Consider the following 23,186-nt stretch of genomic DNA (forward strand, 5'->3'; position numbering starts at 1 on the left):
CGGCGACGACGGTCTCCGCCCTCGGTGGAGGGAGGAGACCGTCGTCGGCGGACGGAGGGTCAGCGGGCGTCCGTGAAGATCTCGCCGCGCTCGGCCTTCTCCACCAGCAGGGCGGGCGGGGTGAACCGGTCGCCGTAGCGCTCGGCGAGCTCACGCGCGCGTGCCACGAAGCCGGGCAGGCCGCCTTCGTAGCCGTTGACGTACTGGAGGACACCGCCGGTCCAGCCGGGGAAGCCGATGCCGAAGATCGAGCCGATGTTGGCGTCGGCGACCGACGTCAGCACGCCTTCCTCGATGAGCTTGACCGTGTCGAGGGCCTCGGAGAAGAGCATGCGTTCCTGCATGTCCTCGAACGGGATCTCGTGGCCGGGCTTCGTGAAGTGCTCCCGCAGTCCGGGCCACAGACCCGCGCGGGCGCCGTTCTCCCCGTAGGCGTAGAAGCCGGCGCCGCCGCTGCGGCCGGTACGGCCGAACTCGTCGACCATCCGGTCGATGACCGCCTCGGCGGGGTGCGCGGTCCAGGTGCCGCCGGACTCCTCGACGGCCCGCTTCGACTCGTTGCGGATCTTGCGGGGCAGGGTGAGCGTCAGCTCGTCCATCAGGGACAGCACCTTGGCCGGGTAGCCGGCCTGCGCCGCCGCCTGCTCGATGGACGCGGGCTCGATGCCCTCGCCGACCATCGCCACGCCCTCGTTGATGAAGTGGCCGATCACCCGCGAGGTGAAGAAGCCGCGCGAGTCGTTGACGACGATCGGCGTCTTCTTGATCTGCCGGACCAGGTCGAAGGCGCGGGCGAGCGCCTCCTCGCCGGTGCGCTCGCCCTTGATGATCTCGACGAGCGGCATCTTGTCGACGGGCGAGAAGAAGTGCAGCCCGATGAAGTCGCCCTGCCGCTCGACGCCTTCCGCGAGGGCGGTGATGGGCAGCGTGGAGGTGTTGGAGCAGAGCAGGGCGTCGGGCTCGACGATGTGCTCGATCTCCTGGAACACCTTGTGCTTGAGCGACGTGTCCTCGAAGACGGCCTCGATGACCGCGTCACAGCCCGCGAGGTCCTTCGGGTCGGCGGTGGCGGTGATGCGGGCGAGCAGCTCGTCCGCCTTCTGCTGGGTGCTGCGGCCGCGGGCGACCGCCTTGGCGCACAGCTTCTCGGAGTAGGCCTTGCCCTTGGCGGCGGCTTCCGGCGAGACGTCCTTGAGGACGACGTCGATGCCCGCGCGGGCGCACGAGTAGGCGATGCCCGCGCCCATCATGCCGGCGCCGAGCACGGCCACCTTGCGGACCTGGCGGGGCTCGACGCCCTTGGGGCGGTTGGCGCCGGAGTTGACGGCCTGGAGGTCGAAGAAGAAGGCCTGGATCATGTTCTTCGAGGTCTGGCCGGCGGCCAGCTCCACGAAGTAGCGCGCCTCGATGACCTGGGCGGTCTCGAAGTCGACCTGGGCACCCTCGACGGCGGCCGCGAGGATGTTGCGCGGGGCCGGGTAGGGGGCGCCGTTGGTCTGCTTGCGCAGGCTGGCCGGGAAGGCGGGCAGGTTCGCCGCGAACTTCGGGTTGGACGGGGTGCCGCCGGGGATCCGGTAGCCGGGCTTGTCCCAGGGCTGCTGCGACTCGGGGTTGGCCTCGATGAAGGCGTGGGCCTTGGCGAGCAGGTCCTCGGGGGTGGTGGCCACCTCGTGCACGAGGCCGTTGTCCAGGGCGCGCCGCGGGCTGTACTGGGTGCCCTGGAGCAGCACCTTCAGCAGGGCGTCGGCGATGCCGAGCAGGCGCACGGTGCGCACGACGCCGCCGCCGCCGGGGAGCAGGCCGAGGGTGACCTCGGGGCAGCCGATCTTGGAGCCGGGGGTGTCGAGGGCGACGCGGTGGTGGCAGGCGAGGGCGAGTTCGTAGCCGCCGCCGAGGGCCGCGCCGTTGATCGCCGCGACGACCGGCTTGCCGAGGGTCTCGATACGGCGCAGGTTCCGCTTGATCTCCAGGCCGCCGTCGAGGAGCTCCTGGGCGGTCTCGGGCGTCACCCGGATCAGGTCGCGCAGGTCGCCGCCCGCGAAGAAGGTCTTCTTGGCGGAGGTGACGATGACGCCCCGGATGGAGTCCTTCTCGGCCTCCAGACGGTCGGCGGTCACGGCGAGGGACTCGCGGAACGCCTGGTTCATGGTGTTGGCGGACTGGTTCGGGTCGTCGAGGACGAGGGTGACGACGCCCGTGCGGTCCTGTTCCCAGCGGATGGTGGTGCTCTCGGTCATGACTGGTGTCTCCGTAGAAGTCTGAGGTTCCGCCGGGAAGGGTTAGAGGCGCTCGACGATGGTGGCGACGCCCATGCCGCCGCCCACGCACAGGGTGGCGAGGCCGTACCGCTTGTCCTGGCGCTCCAGTTCGTCGACGAGGGTGCCGAGGATCATCGCGCCGGTGGCGCCGAGCGGGTGGCCGAGCGCGATCGCGCCGCCGTTGACGTTGACCTTGTCCAGGGACAGGCCCATGTCCTTCACGAAGCGCAGGACGACCGCAGCGAAGGCCTCGTTGATCTCGACGAGGTCGATGTCGTCGATGGTCAGACCGGCCTTGGCGAGCGCCTTGCGGGTGGCGGGCGCGGGCCCGGTCAGCATGATGGTCGGCTCGGAGCCGGAGACGGCCGCGGAGATGATCCGCGCGCGCGGGGTGAGCCCGTAGCGCTCGCCGACCTCCCTGGAGCCGATCGCGACGAGCGAGGCGCCGTCCACGATGCCGGAGGAGTTGCCCGCGTGGTGGACGTGGTCGATCTTCTCGACCCAGTGGTACTTCTGCAGCGCCACCGCGTCGAAGCCGCCCAGCTCGCCGATGTCGGCGAACGACGGCTTCAGCTTGGCGAGCGAGTCGGCGGTGGTGCCGGGGCGCGGGAACTCGTCGCGGTCCAGGACGACGAGTCCGCTGCGGTCCGTGACGGGCACGACGGAGCGCTCGAAGCGGCCGTCCTTCATCGCGGTGGCCGCCCGCTCCTGGGAGAGCGCCGCGTACTCGTCGACGTCGCGCCGCGAGAAGCCCTCGATGGTGGCGATGAGGTCGGCCCCGATGCCCTGCGGCACGAAGTTGGTGGCGAGGTTGGTCATCGGGTCGTTGAACCAGGCGCCGCCGTCGGAGGCCATCGGCACCCGGGACATCGACTCCACACCACCGGCGAGGACGAGGTCCTCCCAGCCGGACCGCACCTTGGCGGCGGCCATGTTGACGGCCTCCAGGCCCGAGGCACAGAAGCGGTTCTCCTGGACGCCGGCGACCGTGTCGGGCAGCCCCGCCGCGACGGCGGCGATCCGGGCGATGTCGGAGCCCTGGTCGCCGACCGGGCCGACGACACCGAGCACGATGTCGTCGATGGCGGCCGGGTCGAGGCCCGGGAAGCGGTCGCGGATCTCGTGGATGAGTCCGACGACCAGGTCGATGGGCTTCGTGCCGTGCAGGGCCCCATTGGCCTTGCCACGTCCGCGCGGGGTGCGGATCGCGTCGTAGACGTACGCTTCGGTGCTCACTGACAAGCCTTTCGAGGTGGGTTTCTGGCGAGTGGTGTCGGGGGCGTCGGTGCCGTGGGTCCGTCAGGCGCCGTCCGCCAGGAGTGCGGGTACCTCCCAGTCACGGGCCACGTCGGCCGTGTCGGCGCCCGGCTGAGCGGGGCCGGTGCGCACGGCCGTGGGCGTCGCGGAGAAGCGGGGCGCGGGGGCCGGCTGGGTGATGCCGCCGTGGTCGGTGAAGGTGGCGCGGGCGGCCAGGTGCGGATGGTGCGGGGCCTCGCGCAGCGACAGGACGGGCGCCACGCACGCGTCGGAGCCCTCGAAGACGGCCGTCCACTCGTCCCGGGTGCGGGTCAGGAAGCGGGCCGCGACCGCGTCGCGCAGTTCCCCCCAGCGGGTCCAGTCCTTGCGGGCCGGGCCGAAGTCCTTCAGGCCCACGAGGTCCAGGAACTCGTCGTAGAACTGCTGCTCCAGGGCGCCGACCGCCATGTGCTTGCCGTCGGCGGTCTCGTACGTGCCGTAGTACGGGCAGCCGCCGTCGAGGAGGTTGACTCCCCGGCGGTCCTGCCAGCCGCCGGCGGCGACCATGCCGTGGATCATCGCGGCGAGGTGGGAGGCGCCGTCCACGATGGCGGCGTCCACGACCTGCCCGGTGCCGGTGGCGCGCGCGTGGTGGAGGGCGGCGAGGACGCCGACGACGAGGTAGAGGGAGCCGCCCGCGTAGTCGCCGACCAGGTTGGCGGGCACGGTCGGCGGCGCGTCGGGGGCGCCGATCATGCCCAGGGTGCCGGTGAGCGCGATGTACGCGATGTCGTGCCCGGCGCGCTGGGCGAGGGGGCCCTGCTGGCCCCAGCCGGTCATCCGGCCGTAGACCAGCCGCGGGTTGCGGTCGTGGCAGTCCCCCGGGCCGACTCCGAGGCGCTCGGCGACGCCCGGGCGGTAGCCCTCGATGAGGATGTCCGCGCGGGTGGCGAGGTCGAGGACGCGCGCGGCGCCGTCCGCCGCCTTCAGGTCGACGATCACGGAGCGTTTGTTGCGGTTGGTGATGTCGTAGGCCGGGTCGACGGCGAGACCGGTGCCGCCGGGGCGGTCCACCCGGACGACGTCGGCGCCCAGGTCGGCCAGGAGCATGGCGGCGAACGGGCCGGGCCCGATCCCCGCGAGCTCGACCACGCGCACCCCGGAGAGCGGGCCGCTCTGCGGCGTCGTTGCCGTTGTCATCCAGACCCCTGAAGCCGTGACCGTGACACTAATGATGTAACACCGATGATGGTAGGAACACGTTCTACGCAGCACAAGACCTGGGCGAGCAAGCGCTTAGTCAAGTATGGACGGGACCTCGCGGGTCCGCCGCCCGGCGGCACGCCCGGGGACACCGCGCTCGCCCGTTCGGCTGCGCCGCCGCGGCCGCCACCCGGGTCGTCGGCGCGGTCCGCGCCGGGGTCGGCGGCGGGAAGGCCGAAACCGGGGAATCCTCCGCCGACGGGGACGAACCGTGCCTTCTCCCGCTTCTTCCGGGTGTTCCCGGGCACGGCCACCTGCCACCTCCGGGCTCGTCGTCGGGCTCCGCACTCCTCACGCTAGCCTCAGCCACCGACAGCGGCACGGCTGGACGAGGCAAGGGCGAGGCAAGGGGTGTCATGAGCAGGCTGAACAGGTCCGACCGTCCGTACGACATCGTGCTCTTCGGGGCCACCGGCTTCGTCGGCACGCTCACCGCCGCGTACCTCGCCGCCCACGCGCCCGAAGGGCTGCGCTGGGCGATCGCGGGCCGCAGCGAACGCAGGCTCGAGGAACTGCGCGACCGGCTGCCGGGCGGCACGAAGGTGGGGCTGCTGCGGGCGGACGTGTCCGACCCGGCCTCGCTGCGCGCACTCGCCGGACAGGCGCGCGTGGTGGCCACGACCGTCGGCCCGTACATCACCTACGGCGAGGAGCTCGTCGCCGCCTGCGCGGACACCGGCGCCGACTACCTCGACCTCACGGGTGAGCCGGAGTTCGTGGACCTCGTGTACGTCCGCCACGACGCACGCGCGCGTGAGACCGGCGCACGGCTGGTGCACGCGTGCGGTTTCGACTCGGTGCCGCACGACCTGGGCGCGCTCTTCACGGTGCGACAGTTGCCCGAGGGCGTGCCGTTGACGGTCGACGGCTTCGTGACGGCCGACGCCACCTTCTCCGGCGGCACGTTCGCCTCGGCGCTGAACCAGTTCGCGCGCGGGCCGCAGATGGTGGCCGCCGCGCGGGACCGCGCGCGCCACGAGCCGCGGCTCGTGGGCCGCCGGACGACGGCGCCCGTGGGCGCGCCCCGGTTCGCCGGCGAGGTCGGCTCCTGGGCGGTGCCGCTGCCGACCATCGACCCGCAGATCGTGCGGCGTTCGGCGAAGGCGCTGGAGTGCTACGGGCCCGACTTCCGCTACCGCCACTACGCGGCCGTACGGCGGCTGCCCGTCGTGCTGGGCGGGGTCGCCGCCGTGGGCGCGCTGGCCGTCGCCGCCCAACTCCCGCCCGCTCGGCGCTGGTTGTCCGGCCGACTCAAGCCCGGAGACGGGCCGAGCCAGGAGAAGCGGGCGAAGAGCTGGTTCTCGGTGCGTTTCGTCGGCGAGGGCGGCGGCCGGCGGGTGTTCACCGAGGTCTCCGGCGGTGACCCCGGGTACGACGAGACGGCGAAGATGTTCGCCGAGTCGGCGCTCGCCCTGGCCTTCGACGATCTCCCGCCGACGGCCGGGCAGGTCACCACGGCGGTGGCGATGGGCGACGCGCTGACACACCGACTGCGCCGGGCGGGCATCGTCTTCCGGGTGGCCGCCGTCCGCTGACGTCCCCCGGGTCCCCCACGCGCGAGTGCCCGAACCATCCGTACGTCCGCGAACCGACGTACCGGGGACCGTGAAAGTCACCCATAGGGAAATCACGGGGGAGATCGGCACCTTGCGGATGGCGAGGGCCGGGAGAGACGATCAGAAGCGGTACATGGCGAGGGACGGTCGGCCTGGACACAAGGGGTGAGGGTGATCGAGCGCAATCTCACGCAAGAGGAGGTGGACGCCCTCCCGTTCGAACACAATCTGTCGGACGGCCACGCGTTCCGCTCCTGGACCGACGCCGAATCCGCGATCATCGCCGACTCGGCGCGCTTCTTCGCCGAGTCCGACCGCAGGGGCGGGCGGCGGGCCGAGGCCGAGTACATTCGCCGCTACCTGGCGCTCGGGGCGCAGTCGTACCTCCCGGAACACTTCACCGGGCTGATGTCCTACTCCGCCTCGATGGCCGTCGAGATCGTGGCCAACGTGCTGCGTCTGCGGGGGCTTTCCGTGGCCCTGATCGAACCTTGCTTCGACAACATCGCCGACATCCTGCTGCGCCACGGCATACCTCTCCAGCCGTTTCCGGAGACCGCGCTGACCGAGGGAACGGCCGCGCTGGAGAGGCTGCTGGAGACGCTCACCGCCGACGTGATCTTCCTGGTGAGCCCCAACAACCCCACCGGCACCGTGGTCGGCGAGGAGGCGTTCACCCGCATCGTCGAATACTGCGTGGCCGAGGAGAAGCTCCTCGTTCTCGACGGCTGCTTCCGGGTCTACCTGTCCGACGACCAGGTCTACGACCACTACGGGATCCTCGCCGCCTCCGGAATAGACTGCGTGGTGATCGAGGACACGGGAAAGGTCTGGCCCGCGGCCGAGTTGAAGGCGCCCTTCCTGAGCGTCTCGCCGAGACTGGTCGGCGCCGTCGCGGGGATCCACTCGGACTTCCTCCTCCACCTCTCGCCTTTCACCGTCCGGCTGATCACCGAGTTCGTGCGTCTCGCGGAGGCCGACGGCGGCCGCTATCTGCGTGAACTGGTCGCGCGGAACCGGACGCTCTTCCAGAGCGGGATCCCTGACTCGTTCCTGAGAACGGACGACACCCAGAAGCTGGGCCTGGCCTGGCTGGAGGTGACCGCCGACGGGCTGGACGGGGAGGACGTGCGCAGGCTGCTCGCCGAGCGGGGCGTCCACGTCCTCTCCGGCGAGCGGTTCTACTGGTCGTCGCCGCACCTGGGCCGGCGGCATCTGCGGATGGCCCTGCTGCGCGACCCGGACATCATCGCTCAGGCCTCGGCGGTGATCGCCGGTCTCCGGGCCGAGCTCGGTGACGGCTGATCACCTCGGTGCGTCGCCACCGGTTCCGGGCTCAGCCGCGCAGGCCCGGGCCGAGCGCCGGGTGTCCGGGTGGTCCTCGCCCAGCACCTGGCATCGGCGCCGCCAGGTGTCGCGGTGCAGCGCGCGGGCGCGCGCGTGGTCCTCGAGGGCGCGCAGATCGTCCGCGAAGCTGTAGGCGGAACGCAGGGTGTCGGGATGGTCGTCACCGTGCAGCCGTCGGCGCCGGTCCCAGATGTCCTCGTTCAGCGCCCGCGCTTGGGCGTAGTCGGCCATCCGGTGCAGGGTGATGGCCAGGTAGTGGGTCGAGCGCAGGGTGTCCGGATGGTCCTCCCCCAGGAGCTGCCGCCGCCGGGCCAGCACCCAGCGCTGCATCTCCAAGGCGCGCTCCAGCTCGCCCAGGTCGCACAGGTCGGAGGCGAGATGGTGCGCGGAGTGCAGGGTGTCCGGGTGGTACTCGCCGAGGACCTGCCGGCGCCGCTGCCAGACGTCCTCGTTGATGCCGCGGGCCCGCTCGAGCTCGCCGAGCTCGTACAGGTCGGAGCCCAGATAGTGGGCCGACTGAAGGGTGTCGGGGTGGTGCTCGCCGAGCAGGCGGCGGCGATGGCGCCACCCCTCTTCGTCCAGGGCGCGCGCCCCGGCGAAGTCCCCCAGGTCGCAGAGGTCCGCCGCGAGCTGGTGCGCCGACCGGATGGTGTCCTGATGGTCCATGCCGAGGACCCGCCGCCGCCGGTCCCAGACGTCCTGGTCGACCTCTCGGGCCTCGGCGTACTCACCGAGCTCGAAGAGGTTGGACGCGAGGTTGTAGCCGGAGTGGAGCGTGTCGGGATGGTCGGGGCCGAGCCGGGCCGTCCAGGACTCCCTGGTCATCCGGCAGATGTCGACCGCCGACCGGGACTGGCCGGAGAAGTACAGATACCGCTGCACCTTCAGGACCAGGGTGCGGAACGCCTCCGCGTCCAGCGGGATTCCGGGCAGCGCCGCGGCGGAGGACAGGAGTTCCCGGACATGCGGGACGATCAGCCCGTACTCGGGCCAGGCCTCGGGGGTGTCCGGATCGCCCGGGACGATGGTGGCGAGCAGTTCCTCGGCGGCGTGGTGGATCGCCCCGCGCTCGCCGGACGGAAGCCTCGCCCGGAGCAGGGAATGGACGAGGCGGTGCATCTGCAGGGCGTTGTCGGCGTGCCGGGCCAGCCCCAGGGTGACGATCTTGCGGACGGCCAGCGCGGCCGTCGCGGTGTCACCGAGCTGGACGCCGAACCGGGGCGGCCCGACGGCGGGGTCGGAACCCAGCGGGATCGGCTCCGGAGCGAGGAACGCGAGCCGGTCGAGCAGGGTGGCGGCCGCCGGGCCGGCCGTCGTCACCAGTCGGTCGCGGCTGGTGGCAACCACCGACACCAGGCCGGGGTGCGCCGAGACCGTGCGGTCGTCCAGGCCGCTCGCGGTCGGCTGTGACCTGAGCAGCGTGAGGTAGTCGGCGGTCTCCAGACCGGTCTCGTCCAGGAAGCAGCCGACCTGCTCCACCGAGAGGGGCAGATCGCCCACCGCGGCGGCGACCCGGTCGGCGTCGTCGGGCGACAGGGAGGGACAGCGGCGCGACAGCAGTGAGATCGACTCGTCCCGCTCGAACTCGGTGACGTCGATGCGCGTACCGATCCGCCCGATGCGGGGATCGCGGCCGGTGATGAGCAGCCTTCCTCCGTCGGGTGGGAGGAGGTCGTTCATGGCGCCGAGGTCGTCGAGGTTGTCGTACACCAGCAGCCAGTCCCGCCTGGCCGCCAGTTCCACCCACAGGGCCCGGATCAACAGGGACGGCTGGACGGCGGTGAGTCCCAGATGGGAGGCCAGGGCGGTGAGGCTCGCCATGACCGCGGCGAGCTGGTCGGCGCCCACCCACCACACCAGTCCGTACTCATCGGCGTGGCGATGGGTGTATTCGAGGGCCAGTTGGGTCTTGCCGATGCCGCCCATCCCGATGAGCGACACCACGCCGTGTTCCTCGGTGGCGCCCTCTCCTGTGTGCCGCATGCTGACGTCGACGCGTTCCAGGAGGGCGGTGCGCCCGGTGAACGCCTGGTTGCGTGAAGGCAGCGCGTGGATCGGTCTCGCGCGGGTGACCGGCGCGTTCGGCGGCGGGGGTGTCAGGTGCACATGGTCGATGCGCGTGGCGACGACTCCGCCGGCGATCGCCGCCGTGCCGGCCGTGATCGTCGGCTGGGCGGACGTCTCCCCGGAACCGCTCAGCCCTCGTGCGGTCCCGGCGTCGAAGGGTGGTGTCCGGTCGTCACTCCTCCCGAGACATTCCCTCCGACCACGACGCCACCGGTCTCGACCCGCAGGTCACGTTTCGCGCTGACGCCGCTCTGCTGCGCCAGTCCGGCCTCGTGGCGTTGCAGGCGGTCGACGGACGCCGCCAGCTCGGTGGCGAAACCGGAATCCTCCTCCGCCATGTCGGCGATCGCGTCCGTCGCCCGCCGTGTGGTGCGTTCGGTCACCTCACCGTCTCCTGCCTGCTCCAGCAGGCGCGTGACGGCGGGATCGTCGCCGACGACCCCGCTGACCAGCTCGTGCAGGGCGTCCATGCCGTCGTCGAGGACCCGGTCGACCTCCGCGTCGGCACGGGAACCCACCCTCCGGACCTTCCGCACGAGATAGCCGACCGCCGCTCCGGCAACCAGTTCCAGTCCGGGTATGGGCACTGTCCCTCCCACGCTGTCGTCTGAGTCAAGTAAACACCCCGACAGGGCAGTTGCCGCCGGGCATTCCCGACGACATTCGGGCCGGGGCACCCGCCGAAGATCAGGCCGGTGATCCGGAGGTGCGGCTTCCCGCACGTGCCGAAGACCACCTGTCCCACCGGGAACACGGCGCCACGAGGTGGCTACGACTGCCACGCCGCCACGGTGTAGATCATCCCGGCGATCCAGGCCAGTCCCGCCCCCACGGCGAGGATCAGAGCGGCCGTCACGGCGCGCTCGACGGGCCGGTTCGGGTCGGCGAGGGGCTTCGGGGAACGGTGTGTCGTCATGCGGCCCAGCCTGCCGGGGCGGCGGGCCGGGCCACATCCGTACAGGTACTCAGAACCGGTGGGTCGTCGCCTGCTGGAGTGCGCGTCGGCACAGCGCGTCCGCCCGGCGGGTGGTCTCGGGGAGCCGGTAGGCCGGAGTGAGGGCCAGCGTGTGGGCGCAGGCGTTGTCCAGGCTCACCCGGTGCCCCGCGGAGACGAAGACGGGCTTGACGGCGTCCCTGGTGCGCAGCGCGCGGCCGACCTCCTCGTCACCCGCCATGAGGGGAGCGGCGGATCCGCGCCGGGTGCCGGGGTCGTCGTAGGTGAAGGTGAACGGGTTCTTGGCGACGCCGATGGTGGGCAGGCCGGTGAGGACGCCGAGGTGGCTGGCGAGACCGAAGCGGCGGGGGTGGGCGAGGCCGTAGCCGTCGCAGACGACCAGGCCCGGCGGGCAGGGCAGGGCGTCGAGAGCGGCGCGCACGGTGGGGATCTCACGGAACGCGAGCAGGCCCGGCACGTACGGGAAGGAGATCCGCCCGACGGCCGTGGCCTCGGCGACGACGTCGAGGCTCGCCGCGTCCAGGACCACGGCGGCAGCCGCCACCACGTCGTGCTCGTCGTCGTAGGCGACGTCGACGCCGGTGACGTGTCCCGTCCCGGGCGGCGGTCCCGGATCGTTCCGGACCACCTGCCCGCGCAACTCGTCCTGGACGGCGCGGGCCTGCTCCTCGGTCGCGGGCCAGCCCGCGGGAATGGGTACGGTCGTCATGGTGGGGACGAGCGTACGGCTCCCGGCGTGACGGCCGCGGGTGCGGGCGTCACGCCGGGGTCGGCGACGCGGTCAGCTCTTGCGGCCGAGGGCGCGCTGCAGATCGGCCTTGTTCATGTCCGAACGGCCGTGGATGTCGCGTCGCCGGGCCTCTTCGTAGAGCTGGTCGTAGGTGGGGCCCTGGGAGCCCTTGCCGGACCGCAGGCCACCCCGCCTGCCGGACGAGATGTCCTGCGTCGAGGTGCGGCCGGCGGTCTTCGACTCACCGGCCCTGGCGCGCTCCTTGTTGACGGTGCGTGCCGCGATCTCCTCGGCGCGCTTCGTGCTCTCTCCCCGCTCCTGCGCGCTCTCCTTGATGTGTTCGTACTGGCGTTCCCGCTTGGGACTCGATCCGCGTGGCATGGGGGGTCGCTCCTTCCGTGCCTTCGTGCGTGCGCGCCTCCGTGCTCCAGCGCCTTCGCGCCTTCACGCATCCGCGCCTTTCACGACTGCGGGCCGGGTACCCCGTTCGCGCGCCCCGCGACAGCCCCGGTCGGGGTCAGTTCTCCAGCCGGGCCACGCGCCCCAGCTCGCCCGCGGCCCAGCAGCCGAGGTCGGCGGCACAGTCCACGGTGTCGTACGAACCCGTGTCGACCGTCCGCCAGGTGCGGCCGCCGTCCGTCGTCAGGTCCGTGCCCGTGGGACCGACCGCGAGGGCGGCCGTACGGCTGTGCGGGAGCCAGGTGACGCCGGAGCGGTAGGCGGGCGGCGGCACGGCGGCGGCACGCCAGCCGCGGCCGCCGTCGGACGTGCGGGCCGCCGCCCGCGGGGAGAGCTGGTCGGCGCGGTAGTCGCCGCCGACGGCGAGACCGTGCGTCCGGTCGCGGAAGGCGAGCGCGAACACACCGCGGGCCGGGTCTCCCGCGGGGATCGTGCTGTCGGCGGCCTTCCAGGTCAGGCCGCGGTCCGCCGAGTGCAGGACACGCGCGCGTGCGCCCCCGCCGGTGGCCAGCCAGACGTCCCTAGCTCCGGACGCGACCAGGCACTGGCCGCTCGCGGCGAATCCCGCCTCGCCGTCCAGGGCGGCCGGCATGCCGTCGCTCGGCAGGACCTTCCAGGTGCGGCCGCCGTCGCCGGTGGACAGGATGCGGAACCTGCCGTCCACCGGGTCGCTCATCGCCAGGCCATGGCGCTGGTCGAAGAAGGTGAGGCAGTCGTAGAAGGCCTTGGCGTCGGTGTTGCGGAAGGACTCCGTCCAGGTCGCACCGCCGTCCGTGGTGCGGTACACGCGCGACGCCTCGCCCTCGCCGATGGCCAGCACCACGGCGCGCCGCGCGTCGAACGCCTCGATGTCCCGGAACTGGAGGTCGGCGGCGCCCGGCGGCGAGACGTTCCCCCAGCTCTTCCCGCCGTCGGTGGTGCGCAGCACGGTGCCGCCGGTCCCGGCCACCCAGGCGGTGTCACGGCTGACGGCGGACAGTCCGCGCAGGCGCGTTCCGGGAGCGCCGCTGTCCTTCGGCTCCCAGTGCGGGGCCGGGTGCGGTGTCCGATGCGGTGTCCGGTGGGCCGGAGCGTGTGCCTCGGCCGGTACGGTGGCGAGCGCGGCCAGCGCGACCGCGCACACCCCCAGGGCCGCCAGCCGCCGCGTCCGGATCGTACGTCTCGTCTTCCCCAAGTGCCCCAAGCGTGTCATGGCGGGCGAAGCTAGCCCACTCCCCCGGCCGCGTCCAGAGTGCCTGCGGTCGCCACAACTGCCCTTCCGGGCAAGGGAGAAGCTCCCCGTCACGCCCGCGAATGAACGCGGTGACCGAGGTCACTCGGGATCCGGGTGCACGGATCGGCCGCTTCAGACGTCTCTACCAGTGTCGGGTCTCGTCGCCCCGCGTCCGCCCGCCGTCCGTCCGTTGTCCGTCCGGCCGTCACCGTCCGGCCGGCCGTCCTAGGGAGCAAGGCGTTGCCCACCGTCATCGACCAGCCCGTAGAGGCCCGTCTCGTCGCCGCCGCGCCGCGGATGTCGAGCATTCCCGCCACGCTGCACTACGACCGGCTCGACCCGTTCGCGGTCCGCATGGCCTTCCCGGCCCCGGCAACCCTCGAGGGCGTCGACGTCTGCTGGACCTTCTCCCGCGAACTGCTCGTGGCCGGCCTTCACGGCCCCGAGGGACACGGCGACGTGCGCGTCCGGCCGTACGGGTACGACCGGACCGTCCTGGAGTTCCACGCGCCCGAGGGCACCGCCGTCGTGCACGTCCACTCGGCGGAGATACGCCGCTTCCTGCAGGCCACGAGCGAGCTGGTCGCCATCGGGACGGAACACCTCCACATCGACCTGGACCAGGACCTGGCCGAGTTGCTGCGCGACGCCCGCTGAGGACCGCCGACGACGGCTGACGGCTGACGGCCCCCGCTGACAGACGCCCGCCCGACGGCGTGCACGGCGCCCCACGGCGTGCGCCAGCGGACGGCGCGCGGCGCGGACGGCGTGCGGCGCGGACGGCGTGCGGCGCGGACGGCGTGCGCGGTAATTCGATTGACGCCCCCCGAGGGCGTTCGTACGGTGTAGAGCGTTCCTGTTGTCGTCGATCGGAGAAGGACGTTGCTCGTCTGAGGTCCTGAGACACCGCCGCACACCCCCGAGGGGTGTGTTCGCTGTGCGACCTCGGCGCCCGAGCCGTCCTCAGTCCTGCGGAACTCCCGCGTTCCAGAACTCCTGGATTCCGGCACAGGATCCCGACCGGTTGCCCCGCGGTGTCTCGACACGCGCTTGCCCAGACCGCATCAAGCAACCGCGAGGCCCGTATGTCCGCATCACTCACCTGTACCTCCCTCTCCTACTCCTGGCCCGACGGCACCCCCGTCTTCGACGGCCTGGACGCCGCCTTCGGCCCCGGCAGAACCGGCCTCGTCGGTGTCAACGGGTCCGGCAAGTCGACGCTGCTGAAGCTGATCGCCGGGGAACTCGTCCCGGCCGAGGGCACCGTCCGCGTCGCGGGCGAGGTCGGCTACCTCCCGCAGACCGTCACGCTCGACACCACCCTGCGGGTCGACGAGGCGCTCGGCATCGCCGCCCGGCGGGCCGCCCTGCACGCCATCGAGGCGGGCGACGCCTCCGCCGGGCACTTCGACGTCGTCGGCGACGACTGGGACGTCGAGGAACGAGCGCTCGCCACCCTCGGCGAACTCGGCCTCGGCCACGTCGGTCTGGACCGCACGATCGGCGAGGTCTCCGGGGGCGAGTCCGTGCTCCTGCGGCTGGCCTCGCTCCTGCTGCGCCGGCCCGACGTCCTCCTCCTGGACGAGCCCACCAACAACCTCGACCTGTACGCGCGGCGACGGCTCCACACGGCCGTCTCCGCCTGGTCCGGGGTGATGGTCGTGGTCAGCCACGACCGCGAACTCCTCGAGGTGGTCGACCAGATCGCCGACCTGCGCTCCGGGGAGATCGTCTGGTACGGCGGCACCTTCTCGGCGTACGAGGAGGTGCTCACCGCCGAGCAGGACGCGGCCGAGCGCATGGTGCGGGTCGCCGAGGCCGACCTGCGCAAGCAGAAGCGCGAACTGGCCGACGCGCAGGTCAAGCTGGCGCGTCGCAAGCGGTACGGCCAGAAGATGTTCGAGCAGAAACGCGAGCCGAAGATCGTCATGGGGGCGCGCAGGCGCGCGGCCCAGGAGTCCGCGGGCAAGCACCGCATCCTGCACGAGGAGCGGCTCGCCGAGGCACGCGAACGGCTCGACGACGCGGTGGACGCCGTACGGGACGACGACGAGATCCGCGTCGACCTGCCGTACACGGCCGTACCGCCGGGCCGGACCGTCCTCACCCTCCAGGACCTGGAACTCGCGTACGGCGCGCGCCTGGCGGGCGGCCTGGAGCTGCGCGGTCCGGAGCGGGTCGCGCTGATCGGGCGCAACGGCGCGGGCAAGACGACGCTGCTGCGGACGATCGCCGGCGAGCTGGCACCGGTCGCGGGCGAGGCGACGGCGCACGTCCCGCTGCGTTTCCTTCCGCAGCGGCTCGACGTCCTCGACGGCGAGCTGACGGTCGCCGAGAACGTGGCCCGGTTCGCGCCGGGCGCCACGAACAACCGGGTCCGGGCCCGCCTGGCCCGCTTCCTGTTCCGCGGCGCCCGCGCCGACCAGAGGGCGGACACGCTCTCCGGCGGCGAACGCTTCCGGGCGGCCCTGGCCGCGCTGATGCTGGCCGAGCCCGCGCCGCAGCTGCTGCTGCTCGACGAGCCGACGAACAACCTCGACATGGCGAGCGTGCGGCAGCTCACGACCGCCCTGGAGTCCTACGAGGGCGCGCTGGTCGTGGCCGGTCACGACCTGCCCTTCCTGGAATCCCTGGGCATCACGCGCTGGCTGCTGCTGGACGGCGAGCTGCGCGAGACCACACCGGAGGAGATCGGATAGAGCACACCGGCCGGAAGGGGCCGGACAGCCGCCATGGCCCTCCTGTCGTGTCTCAGGAGGGCCACAGCCTGCCCGAGGGGGGTTCTGCCCGCGGCGACCCGCACTGCATGATGGCCAACCGGCGTCGCATCACAGGTGCCGCGTACACACAGCCGACCACGGAGTTCCCTCGTGCCCAGCAAGAAGGCCCTCGTCCGCCGCCCCAGCCCGCGCCTCGCCGAAGGCCTGGTGACACACATCGAGCGGGAGAAGGTCGACGTCGGCCTCGCGGTCGAGCAGTGGGAGGGGTACGTGGCCGCCCTGGGCGCGCACGGCTGGGAGACGGTCGAGGTGGAGCCGGCCGACGACTGCCCCGACTCCGTGTTCGTCGAGGACACGGTGGTCATGTACAAGAACGTGGCCGTGATCACCCGGCCCGGGGCCGAGTCCCGGCGCGAGGAGACGATCGGCGTCGAGGAGGCCGTGGCCCGGCTGGGCTGTTCGGTGAACTGGATCTGGGAACCGGGCACCCTGGACGGCGGTGACGTGCTGAAGGTCGACGACACCGTCTACGTCGGCCGGGGCGGGCGCACCAACGCCGACGGTGTGCGGCAGCTGCGGGCGGCCTTCGAGCCGCTCGGGGCGCGGGTCGTGGCGGTGCCCGTGAGCAAGGTGCTGCACCTGAAGTCGGCGGTCACCGCGCTGCCCGACGGCACGGTCGTCGGACACATCCCCAAGGTCGACCGGCCGTCGCTGTTCCCTCGTTTCCTCTCGGTGCCCGAGGAGTCCGGCTCTCACGTGGTGCTGCTCGGCGGTGAGAAGCTGCTGATGGCCGCGAGCGCGCCGAAGACGACGGAGCTGCTCACCGACCTCGGCCACGAGGTGGTCGTGGTCGACATCAGCGAGTTCGAGAAGCTGGAGGGCTGCGTGACGTGCCTTTCGGTACGTCTGCGGGACCTGTACGCCTGAACGGGTGACTCCACCCCTCGTTCGGCCCTGGGACCTGCGGGTCGCGAGGCTGCCTCTGGGGTCGGGCGTGACGGTTACGCACACCCGCACAGGGGGGCTGATCAGCAGGCTTTACGCGGTACTTAACCTACGGCAACGTAACCTACGGTTTCGTAGCCTACGATTCCGTAAGTTCCGGCACCGCTCGCCGGACGGTTCCACCGTGTATCGCGTCCCCCTGGAGTTCTCGTGACGATCACTTCCCCTCACCTCGGCAGCCCGGCCGTGTGGACCGACGCCAAGCTGTTGTACGCGCTCGAGGAAGTGGTCGAGACGGAACTCAACCGTCACCTGAAGGTCGCCAAGGACTGGATGCCGCACGAGTACGTGCCGTTCGGCGACGGCCGTAACTTCCCCGGCATCTTCGAGGACGGCGAGGCCTGGGGCAAGGAGCAGTCCAAGGTCACGGAGATCGGCCGGATCGCCCTGGTGGTGAACCTCCTCACCGAGGACAACCTGCCCAGCTACCACCACGAGATCGCCTCCCTGTTCGGCCGGGACGGTGCCTGGGGCACCTGGGTGCACCGCTGGACGGCCGAGGAGGGCCGGCACGGCATCGTGATGCGGGACTACCTGCTGACCTCGCGCGCGGTCGACCCGGACAAGCTCGAACAGTTCCGGATGGCGCACATGAGCGAGGGCTTCGAGTCGGACAACCGCCACTCGATGCTGCACTCGGTGGCCTACGTCGCCTTCCAGGAGCTGGCGACCCGTATCTCGCACCGCAACACCGGCCACCAGTCCGGCGACCCGGTCTGCGACCGGATGCTGGCCCGCATCGCGACCGACGAGAACCTGCACATGGTCTTCTACCGGAACCTGCTGAAGGCCGCCTTCGAACTGGCCCCCGACCTGACCATGCAGGCGGTGCGGGACGTCGTGGTCGACTTCCGCATGCCCGGCCACGGCATGCCCGGCTTCGAGCGGGCCGCCGCGCAGATGGCGATCGGCGAGGTCTACAACCTGCGCATCCACCACGACGACGTCATCCAGCCCGTCCTGCGCCACCTGAAGGTCCTGGGCATCGACGGGCTCGGCCCCGAGGGTCTCCAGGCCCAGGAGGAGCTCGGCCTGTTCATGGACGGCCTCGACACGGAGGCCGCGAAGTTCGACGAGAAGCTCGCCACCCGCAAGGCGCGGATGGCGGCCCGGGCGGCCGCGGTCTGACCGCACCCACGCGCGCGGGGGGCCGATTTCCCGGTGCGGCCCGCCACGGGCCTGCGGCATCATGCCGCCATGCGTGAGAACAGCGCCTCGCGGCAGGCGGTCGGCTTTCTGCTGGACCTGGCCGGGCAGGAGACGGCCGGGCGGGTCCGACGGCGGATCAGGCAGGCCCCGCCCGAGCGGTCCGCGGCCGCGCGGCGCCGCCTGATGTCCTCGTGGGCCCAGCAGCAGGTGCCGTCGTCCCTGCTGCTGTGGATCCTGGAAGAGGACGACCCGGAACTGAACGCCGTGGTGTGGCGGCACATCGGCACGGACGAGGCCCTGCGCCGGGCCATCGTGCGCGGTGTGCCGTTCGGACCGGGCCGTACCGAGCGGGTGCGCGTGCATCCCACGCTGGCCGACCAGGCACCCGCGGTTCCGGAGAGCTTCACCCGCCACGGCCTCGTCGGCGCGCTGCGTACGGCCGGCTCCATGGGCGAGGGACGGGCGGCCGCCTCCATGGTCGTGGAACGCGCCGACTGGCGGACGGTCGCCGAGGCGGACCACGAGCGCCCGTTGCCGGGTTACGCCCGCTGGGCCCTGTCCGTACGCCCGGACTGTCCGCCCGCACTGCGCGCGCAGTTCGGCGCGCACCGCAAGTTCAGCCACCGGGTACGGCAGGCCGGAGTCCTTGAGGGCGGCCCGGCCGAGTACGCGACGTCCCACGGCCCCGCCGTCGAGGTGCTGCGGGTGCTGTCCCTGGGCCACCTGATGTTCCCGGCACGCGTGCGTGCGGCCGAGAACGCCCTGCGGCCGCTGGTGCGCGACCACTTGGGCGACCGCGAGGAGGCCTGGGCGGTCCTGGCGCAGCTGATCGAGACGTTCCACGGGACCGCCCCGGAGCTGGTGGTGACCGCGGGCGCCGTCGCCTGAACCCCCGCCGTCGGCGTGCCGCTCCCGGCGGTCGGCGCTCCCTCCGGGCAGCGGCTCCCCGCGCCGATCGATGTCCGTTACGTCACAATTGCGATGTCGCCCGGTTCAGACGTGACCCGCGGCCGGCGGTCGCGGCTCCGTCGGCGACGCCCGGGTCCGACGTCCCGACCACGCCGGGCATCCGTCACGGGAGGTCACCCATGAGCACCCAGCCACAGCAGGACGACGCCACGGGCGGCGAGCCCACCATGGACATGAAGCTGGAGGTGGTCGTCCTGCCGGTGGCCGATGTCGACCGGGCACTGCGCTTCTACCGGGGCCTGGGGTGGCGGCTCGACGCGGACATCGAGGCCGGACCGGACTTCCGGGTCGTACAGCTGACGCCGCCGGGGTCGCAGTGCTCCGTCCACGTCGGCCGGGGGCTCACCCCGGCGTCGCCGGGCACCGTCCAGAACACCTATCTCGTGGTCACGGACATCGAACAGGCCCGCGCCGACCTGGTCGGCAGGGGCGTCGAGGTCAGCGAGGTCTTCCACGCCGTCTTCGAGGACGAGGCCAGGAACCAGGTCGACGGCCCCGATCCCGACCGCAACAGCTACGCCTCGTACGCCACGTTCAGCGACCCGGACGGCAACGGCTGGATGCTCCAGGAGATCCGGGAGCGACTGCCCGGACGGTGAACAGGCCCCGGAACCGAGGAGACAGCCTCATGGACACCGCCACGCTGGCCGACCTGCTGCGCGAGACCGAGGAACGCCACGGCCCCTACGAGGCGTCGGCGCCCGCGCACCACTGGGCGGACTGGTACGCCGCGTACATCGTCGCCCGGGAGACCGGCCGCTCTCCCGACGAGGCGGCCGACGACGCCGCGTTCCACCTGGAGAGGCTCCAGCGCTGACCCGCCCTGGCGCGGGCGGCCGCGCCGCGAGGGGGGCGGGGCGGCTGGATTCGAACCAGCGTGCTCTGGTTTTGGAGACCGGTGCGCCTGCCTCTGCGCTACGGCCCCGCCCTTGAGGGCCGAGCGTAATGCCTTGGCCCGTTGTCGGTGGGGCCTGGTACCAATGTGTCACGGGGGCGAGTGCGACACGGGGGGCACGGGATGGCGTACGGAGAGCGGGGGCGTCGGCGTCCCCCGGTGGTGGACCTGGCCGACCGCAGGGCGCTGGAGCGGTACCGCCCGGCGGATCCGGCGGTGGTGGAGCGGGCCCGGCGGCTCAAGGAGGCCGCGCTGCTGGACTTCGGGCTGACCGAGTCGGCGGTGGCGTCCTGGCTGTACGCGAAGTGCCGTCACCAGATCCCGACGACCGCCGTGGACACGGCCGCGGTGGTCGCCTCCGGCGACGGCAGCTGCCTGCTGCTGTTCAACCCGGACTTCTTCGTACGACTGGGCCTGGACGGCGTCAAGTTCGTGCTGTTCCACGAGGCGCGCCACCTGGTGCACCGGCATCTGTTCGCCGAACCCGAGCTGCGCGAGGACCCGGTGTTCGAGGTGGCCGCCGAGGTGTCCATCAACCATGTGGCGCTGGTCCGCCTCGGCCGGACGGAACTGCCCCCGCTGGACGGCCGGCCCACCGGTGTCGACCCGCGCGAGGTGCACGCGTCGTACCGCGCGGATCTGACGGCACACGGCCTGGAGCCGGTGGCGTACGAGGTGTTCGTCGAGACGGACATGCGGGTGTACGGCGAGCTGAAGCGGATGCGGCACCCTCCGGTGCCGGCGCGGCAGCTGTGCCTGCACCTGACGCGGGGCGGCGTGCCCGCCGACCCGGAGACCGTCGACGCGGTCGCCTCCTCCGTGCTGCTCAACTCCCTGCTGGCGGCCCGGCGCGGGCACGCGGGCGCGGAGCGCGAGCTGCTCGACCTGATGGGCCGCACCGAGGGCGGCTCGGCGCGGGCCGCACGGATCTGGGGCAACCTCGGGGCGGGCGTGCTGCGCGGCGAGACCTCCCGCACCCGCACGGTCCACTGGTGGCAGCGCTGGCTGGTCGACGTCCTCGGTTCGAAACTGCGCGACGGCGAGCGGCTGGTGTACCCGAAGAAGCGGGGCGCCCTGCTCGCGGCCCTCGGCCAGGACCCGATGCTCGCGCGGCGCGGCCCGGTGCGCGAGAAGGTCCTCGTCGTCGCCTACGACACCTCGGGCTCCATGCCCCAGCACGTGATCACCTGGCTGACCGAACTCGTCGGCCGGATCGACGGGGTCGAGGCGCACTGGCTCTCCTTCGACGCCGTGGTGATGCCGTTCGCGCCGGGAGAGCGGGTGTACGGCGGTGGCGGCACGAGTTTCCAGGCGGTCGCCGACTACGTGGAGGGGCGCACGGAGGTGAACGGGCGCCGTCTCGACGTCTCCCCGGACGCCGTCGTCGTCCTCACCGACGGACACGCCCCCGCGATCACACCCGCCGACCCGCAGAAGTGGATCTGGCTGATCACGGCGGGCGGCAGCGAATGGCCCGAGACGCACACACCTGCGATGGCCTGCCATCGCGTGACCACGGGAACACCGTAGATGACCACGCGGACAGAGCGGTCGCCCCGCGGCGACGACGGGCAGGGGCCCGGTGACGTCTCACGCCTGGAGGCGTTCATCGACGCGATGATCGACCTGGGGCAGACCGGACAGATCTTCGGCGAGCACGGCATCGGCAAGACGGCGACGTTCTTCTCGCACGTCGCCCGCGCCCACCCGGACGCCACGCTGGTGTACGTCCCGGCGGCAAATCTGACGCCGGACGACCTGCTCGTCAACGCGCCGGTGCGCGACCCGCACACCGGTGAACTCGTGCTGCGCCAGCTGGTGATGAACCAGCTGAAGCCGGGGCGGCCGTTCGTGCTGCTCATCGACGACTCGCTCCAGGCGGGCGACACCATCCAGTCGCAGCTGATGCAGATCGCCTGCAACTGGACGCTCGGGGAACACGATCTGCGGGCCCTCGGCTGCATCGGTGTCTTCCTCACCGACAACGAGTCACTGGCGGAGACCTCGGCCCGGCGCAGCGACCTGGCGCTGCTGGACCGCATGGTCACTCTCCGGATCACGGCGAACGACACCTCCTGGCGCCGGCATCTCGCGGCCCGGTACCGGCCGTGGGACCTGCGCCCGGTGTTCTCCCTGTGGGCGTCGCTCTCCCCCGCGCTGCGCGAGCTGCTCTCCCCGCGCACGCTCGACCATGTCCTGGCCAACGCCCGGGAGGGCTTCCCGCTGCGCTGGGGCCTGCCCCTGGTCGACGGCGAGCGGCTGCGGCTGGCCGAGCCGGGACCGGACGGCAAGCCGGGCCACAACCGTACGGCGGAGATCCTCGACCGCGTCGCCGAGGCGCTGGGCGTGCCCAACCCGGCGAGGATCCCCGACCCGGTACGGCAGGTGCTGCGGGCCGCGCTGCGCAACCGCTGGACGGTGCTGCTCCAGGGGCCGCCCGGTTGCGGCAAGACGGAGCTGGTGCGGGAGACGGTGCGGGCCGGCCTCGGGCGGGAGGCACTGTACTTCTCGCTGCCGGTGACCAACGTCGAGGATCTGTGCGCGCCGGTTCCGGCGGCGGACGGCACGCTGGACAACCTGCTGGCCGCCAAGTTCACCGGCCCGCAGGCCAAGGCGATCGTCTGGGACGAGTACAACCGGCCCAAGGACAAGGCCGCGTTCGCCAAGCTGATGGAGATCACCCAGGAGTGGTCGCTGGCCGGGCGGCGCATCGAGAACCTGCGGGCGCAGATCGCCGTGCAGAACCCGCCGTACCATCTGGGCCGCAAGCTGCTGGTGTCCCGGAACAACATCGCGCAGGCGACCCGGTTCACGGCGTCGCTGGAGGTGGAACCCGACGACATCCCGGCCAACGAGTGGCTGCTGGCCCGCTACGGCGCGGACGCGGAGACCGTCCTGGAGTGGTGGAAGCACGACATCGACGACGACGGCCGGGCCTGGATCACCAAGCGCACCCTGGAGCGGCTGATCAAGCTGCACCGGCGCGGGCTGCCGCTGGAGATGGCCACGGTCTATCTCGGCGACGGCGAGTACGCGCCCGTGCCGCTCACCGCGCTGATCGACCGGTTCCGGGGACGCCCGGTGACCGGTCTGCGCGAGCTGGCCCGTGACGTGGACGCCTGGGAGGCCCGGCTGCGGCGGGCGGCCGATCACTCCGCCGAGGGCGGCGACGACAGCGACGTGGTGCACCAGATCCTGGCCAACGCGGAGCTGTCCCAGCTGAGGAAGCACCGCGCGGCGGTGACCCGGCTGGTGTCGTTGCTGCCGGCGAAGCTGCGCGCGACCTACCTGGTGGGCGCCGCGCAGCAGCAACAGCGGTTCTGGACCGAGGTGTTCATGGCGATGCGACGCTGACGGGGCTCGC

Annotated in this window: 20 protein-coding genes and 1 tRNA gene; 11 read left to right on the forward strand and 10 right to left on the reverse strand. The window is 72.1% G+C overall.

Going from position 1 to position 23,186, the window contains the following annotated elements; translation table 11 throughout:
* Positions 1 to 59 precede the first annotated feature (59 nt).
* The 3 genes from ACWCQK_RS01530 to ACWCQK_RS01540 all read right to left on the reverse strand — a co-directional run bounded on the left by ACWCQK_RS01530 (position 60) and on the right by ACWCQK_RS01540 (position 4,694).
* Positions 60 to 2,237, reverse strand: coding sequence for a 3-hydroxyacyl-CoA dehydrogenase NAD-binding domain-containing protein (locus tag ACWCQK_RS01530; protein WP_451150644.1), 2,178 nt, complete (start codon positions 2,235 to 2,237; stop codon positions 60 to 62).
* Positions 2,238 to 2,279: 42 nt separating this feature from the next.
* Positions 2,280 to 3,494, reverse strand: coding sequence for an acetyl-CoA C-acetyltransferase (locus ACWCQK_RS01535; RefSeq protein ID WP_451150646.1), 1,215 nt, complete (start codon positions 3,492 to 3,494; stop codon positions 2,280 to 2,282).
* 63 nt (positions 3,495 to 3,557) lie between these two features.
* Positions 3,558 to 4,694 carry a CaiB/BaiF CoA transferase family protein gene (locus ACWCQK_RS01540; protein ID WP_451150648.1) on the reverse strand — a complete coding sequence of 379 codons (1,137 nt, stop codon included), beginning with the start codon at positions 4,692 to 4,694 and terminating at the stop codon, positions 3,558 to 3,560.
* A 419-nt stretch (positions 4,695 to 5,113) separates the two neighbouring features.
* On the opposite strand from ACWCQK_RS01540, the gene ACWCQK_RS01545 reads away from it, so the two are divergent.
* Together ACWCQK_RS01545 and ACWCQK_RS01550 are read left to right on the forward strand one after the other, a co-directional pair.
* Complete coding sequence (locus ACWCQK_RS01545) at positions 5,114 to 6,292, forward strand: saccharopine dehydrogenase family protein (RefSeq protein ID WP_451150650.1); 1,179 nt, start codon at positions 5,114 to 5,116, stop codon at positions 6,290 to 6,292.
* Between the two features lie 192 nt (positions 6,293 to 6,484).
* Complete coding sequence (locus tag ACWCQK_RS01550) at positions 6,485 to 7,618, forward strand: pyridoxal phosphate-dependent aminotransferase (RefSeq protein ID WP_451150652.1); 1,134 nt, start codon at positions 6,485 to 6,487, stop codon at positions 7,616 to 7,618.
* On the opposite strand, the gene fxsT is transcribed toward ACWCQK_RS01550, so the two are convergent.
* The 6 genes from fxsT to ACWCQK_RS01580 all read right to left on the reverse strand — a co-directional run bounded on the left by fxsT (position 7,619) and on the right by ACWCQK_RS01580 (position 13,063).
* Positions 7,619 to 9,766, reverse strand: a complete 2,148-nt coding sequence (gene fxsT, locus ACWCQK_RS01555) for an FxSxx-COOH system tetratricopeptide repeat protein (protein ID WP_451150654.1) — start codon at positions 9,764 to 9,766, stop codon at positions 7,619 to 7,621.
* 89 nt (positions 9,767 to 9,855) lie between these two features.
* Positions 9,856 to 10,314: a hypothetical protein gene (locus tag ACWCQK_RS01560; protein WP_451150656.1), complete on the reverse strand. Its 459-nt coding sequence runs from the start codon at positions 10,312 to 10,314 to the stop codon at positions 9,856 to 9,858.
* A 182-nt stretch (positions 10,315 to 10,496) separates the two neighbouring features.
* Positions 10,497 to 10,643 carry a morphogenic membrane protein MmpA gene (mmpA, locus tag ACWCQK_RS01565; protein WP_451150658.1) on the reverse strand — a complete coding sequence of 49 codons (147 nt, stop codon included), beginning with the start codon at positions 10,641 to 10,643 and terminating at the stop codon, positions 10,497 to 10,499.
* A 49-nt stretch (positions 10,644 to 10,692) separates the two neighbouring features.
* Positions 10,693 to 11,391: an endonuclease V gene (locus ACWCQK_RS01570; RefSeq protein WP_451150660.1), complete on the reverse strand. Its 699-nt coding sequence runs from the start codon at positions 11,389 to 11,391 to the stop codon at positions 10,693 to 10,695.
* Between the two features lie 72 nt (positions 11,392 to 11,463).
* Positions 11,464 to 11,793 (reverse strand): plasmid stabilization protein, encoded by a 330-nt coding sequence (locus ACWCQK_RS01575; protein ID WP_451150662.1) that lies wholly within the window; start codon positions 11,791 to 11,793, stop codon positions 11,464 to 11,466.
* Positions 11,794 to 11,929: 136 nt separating this feature from the next.
* On the reverse strand, positions 11,930 to 13,063 hold the full coding sequence (locus ACWCQK_RS01580; RefSeq protein ID WP_451150664.1) for a WD40/YVTN/BNR-like repeat-containing protein: 1,134 nt from the start codon (positions 13,061 to 13,063) through the stop codon (positions 11,930 to 11,932).
* 261 nt (positions 13,064 to 13,324) lie between these two features.
* On the opposite strand from ACWCQK_RS01580, the gene ACWCQK_RS01585 reads away from it, so the two are divergent.
* The 7 genes from ACWCQK_RS01585 (at position 13,325) to ACWCQK_RS01615 (ending at position 19,744) form a co-directional block, all read left to right on the forward strand.
* Positions 13,325 to 13,741 (forward strand): SsgA family sporulation/cell division regulator, encoded by a 417-nt coding sequence (locus tag ACWCQK_RS01585; RefSeq protein WP_451150666.1) that lies wholly within the window; start codon positions 13,325 to 13,327, stop codon positions 13,739 to 13,741.
* Positions 13,742 to 14,169: 428 nt separating this feature from the next.
* Positions 14,170 to 15,783 carry an ABC-F family ATP-binding cassette domain-containing protein gene (locus ACWCQK_RS01590; protein ID WP_451150668.1) on the forward strand — a complete coding sequence of 538 codons (1,614 nt, stop codon included), beginning with the start codon at positions 14,170 to 14,172 and terminating at the stop codon, positions 15,781 to 15,783.
* A 171-nt stretch (positions 15,784 to 15,954) separates the two neighbouring features.
* Positions 15,955 to 16,731, forward strand: coding sequence for a dimethylargininase (gene ddaH, locus ACWCQK_RS01595; RefSeq protein ID WP_451150670.1), 777 nt, complete (start codon positions 15,955 to 15,957; stop codon positions 16,729 to 16,731).
* 228 nt (positions 16,732 to 16,959) lie between these two features.
* Positions 16,960 to 17,937, forward strand: a complete 978-nt coding sequence (locus ACWCQK_RS01600; RefSeq protein WP_451150672.1) for an acyl-ACP desaturase — start codon at positions 16,960 to 16,962, stop codon at positions 17,935 to 17,937.
* Between the two features lie 69 nt (positions 17,938 to 18,006).
* Positions 18,007 to 18,846, forward strand: coding sequence for a hypothetical protein (locus tag ACWCQK_RS01605; RefSeq protein WP_451150674.1), 840 nt, complete (start codon positions 18,007 to 18,009; stop codon positions 18,844 to 18,846).
* A gap of 248 nt (positions 18,847 to 19,094) precedes the next feature.
* Positions 19,095 to 19,526: a VOC family protein gene (locus ACWCQK_RS01610; RefSeq protein ID WP_451151768.1), complete on the forward strand. Its 432-nt coding sequence runs from the start codon at positions 19,095 to 19,097 to the stop codon at positions 19,524 to 19,526.
* Positions 19,527 to 19,555: 29 nt separating this feature from the next.
* A complete protein-coding gene (locus ACWCQK_RS01615; protein ID WP_451150676.1) occupies positions 19,556 to 19,744 on the forward strand; it encodes a bleomycin resistance protein in 189 nt (62 codons plus the stop codon).
* 34 nt (positions 19,745 to 19,778) lie between these two features.
* Here the strand turns inward: ACWCQK_RS01615 and ACWCQK_RS01620 are convergent.
* Positions 19,779 to 19,854 (reverse strand) — tRNA-Trp (locus ACWCQK_RS01620).
* Positions 19,855 to 19,945: 91 nt separating this feature from the next.
* Here ACWCQK_RS01620 and ACWCQK_RS01625 point away from each other — a divergent pair.
* The gene (locus ACWCQK_RS01625; RefSeq protein WP_451150678.1) at positions 19,946 to 21,352 is read left to right on the forward strand and encodes a DUF2201 family putative metallopeptidase; all 1,407 of its coding nucleotides are present in this window, start codon (positions 19,946 to 19,948) and stop codon (positions 21,350 to 21,352) included.
* On the forward strand, positions 21,353 to 23,176 hold the full coding sequence (locus ACWCQK_RS01630; protein ID WP_451150680.1) for an AAA family ATPase: 1,824 nt from the start codon (positions 21,353 to 21,355) through the stop codon (positions 23,174 to 23,176).
* Positions 23,177 to 23,186 lie beyond the last annotated feature (10 nt).

The sequence above is a fragment of the Streptomyces sp. NPDC002306 genome (assembly GCF_053593435.1).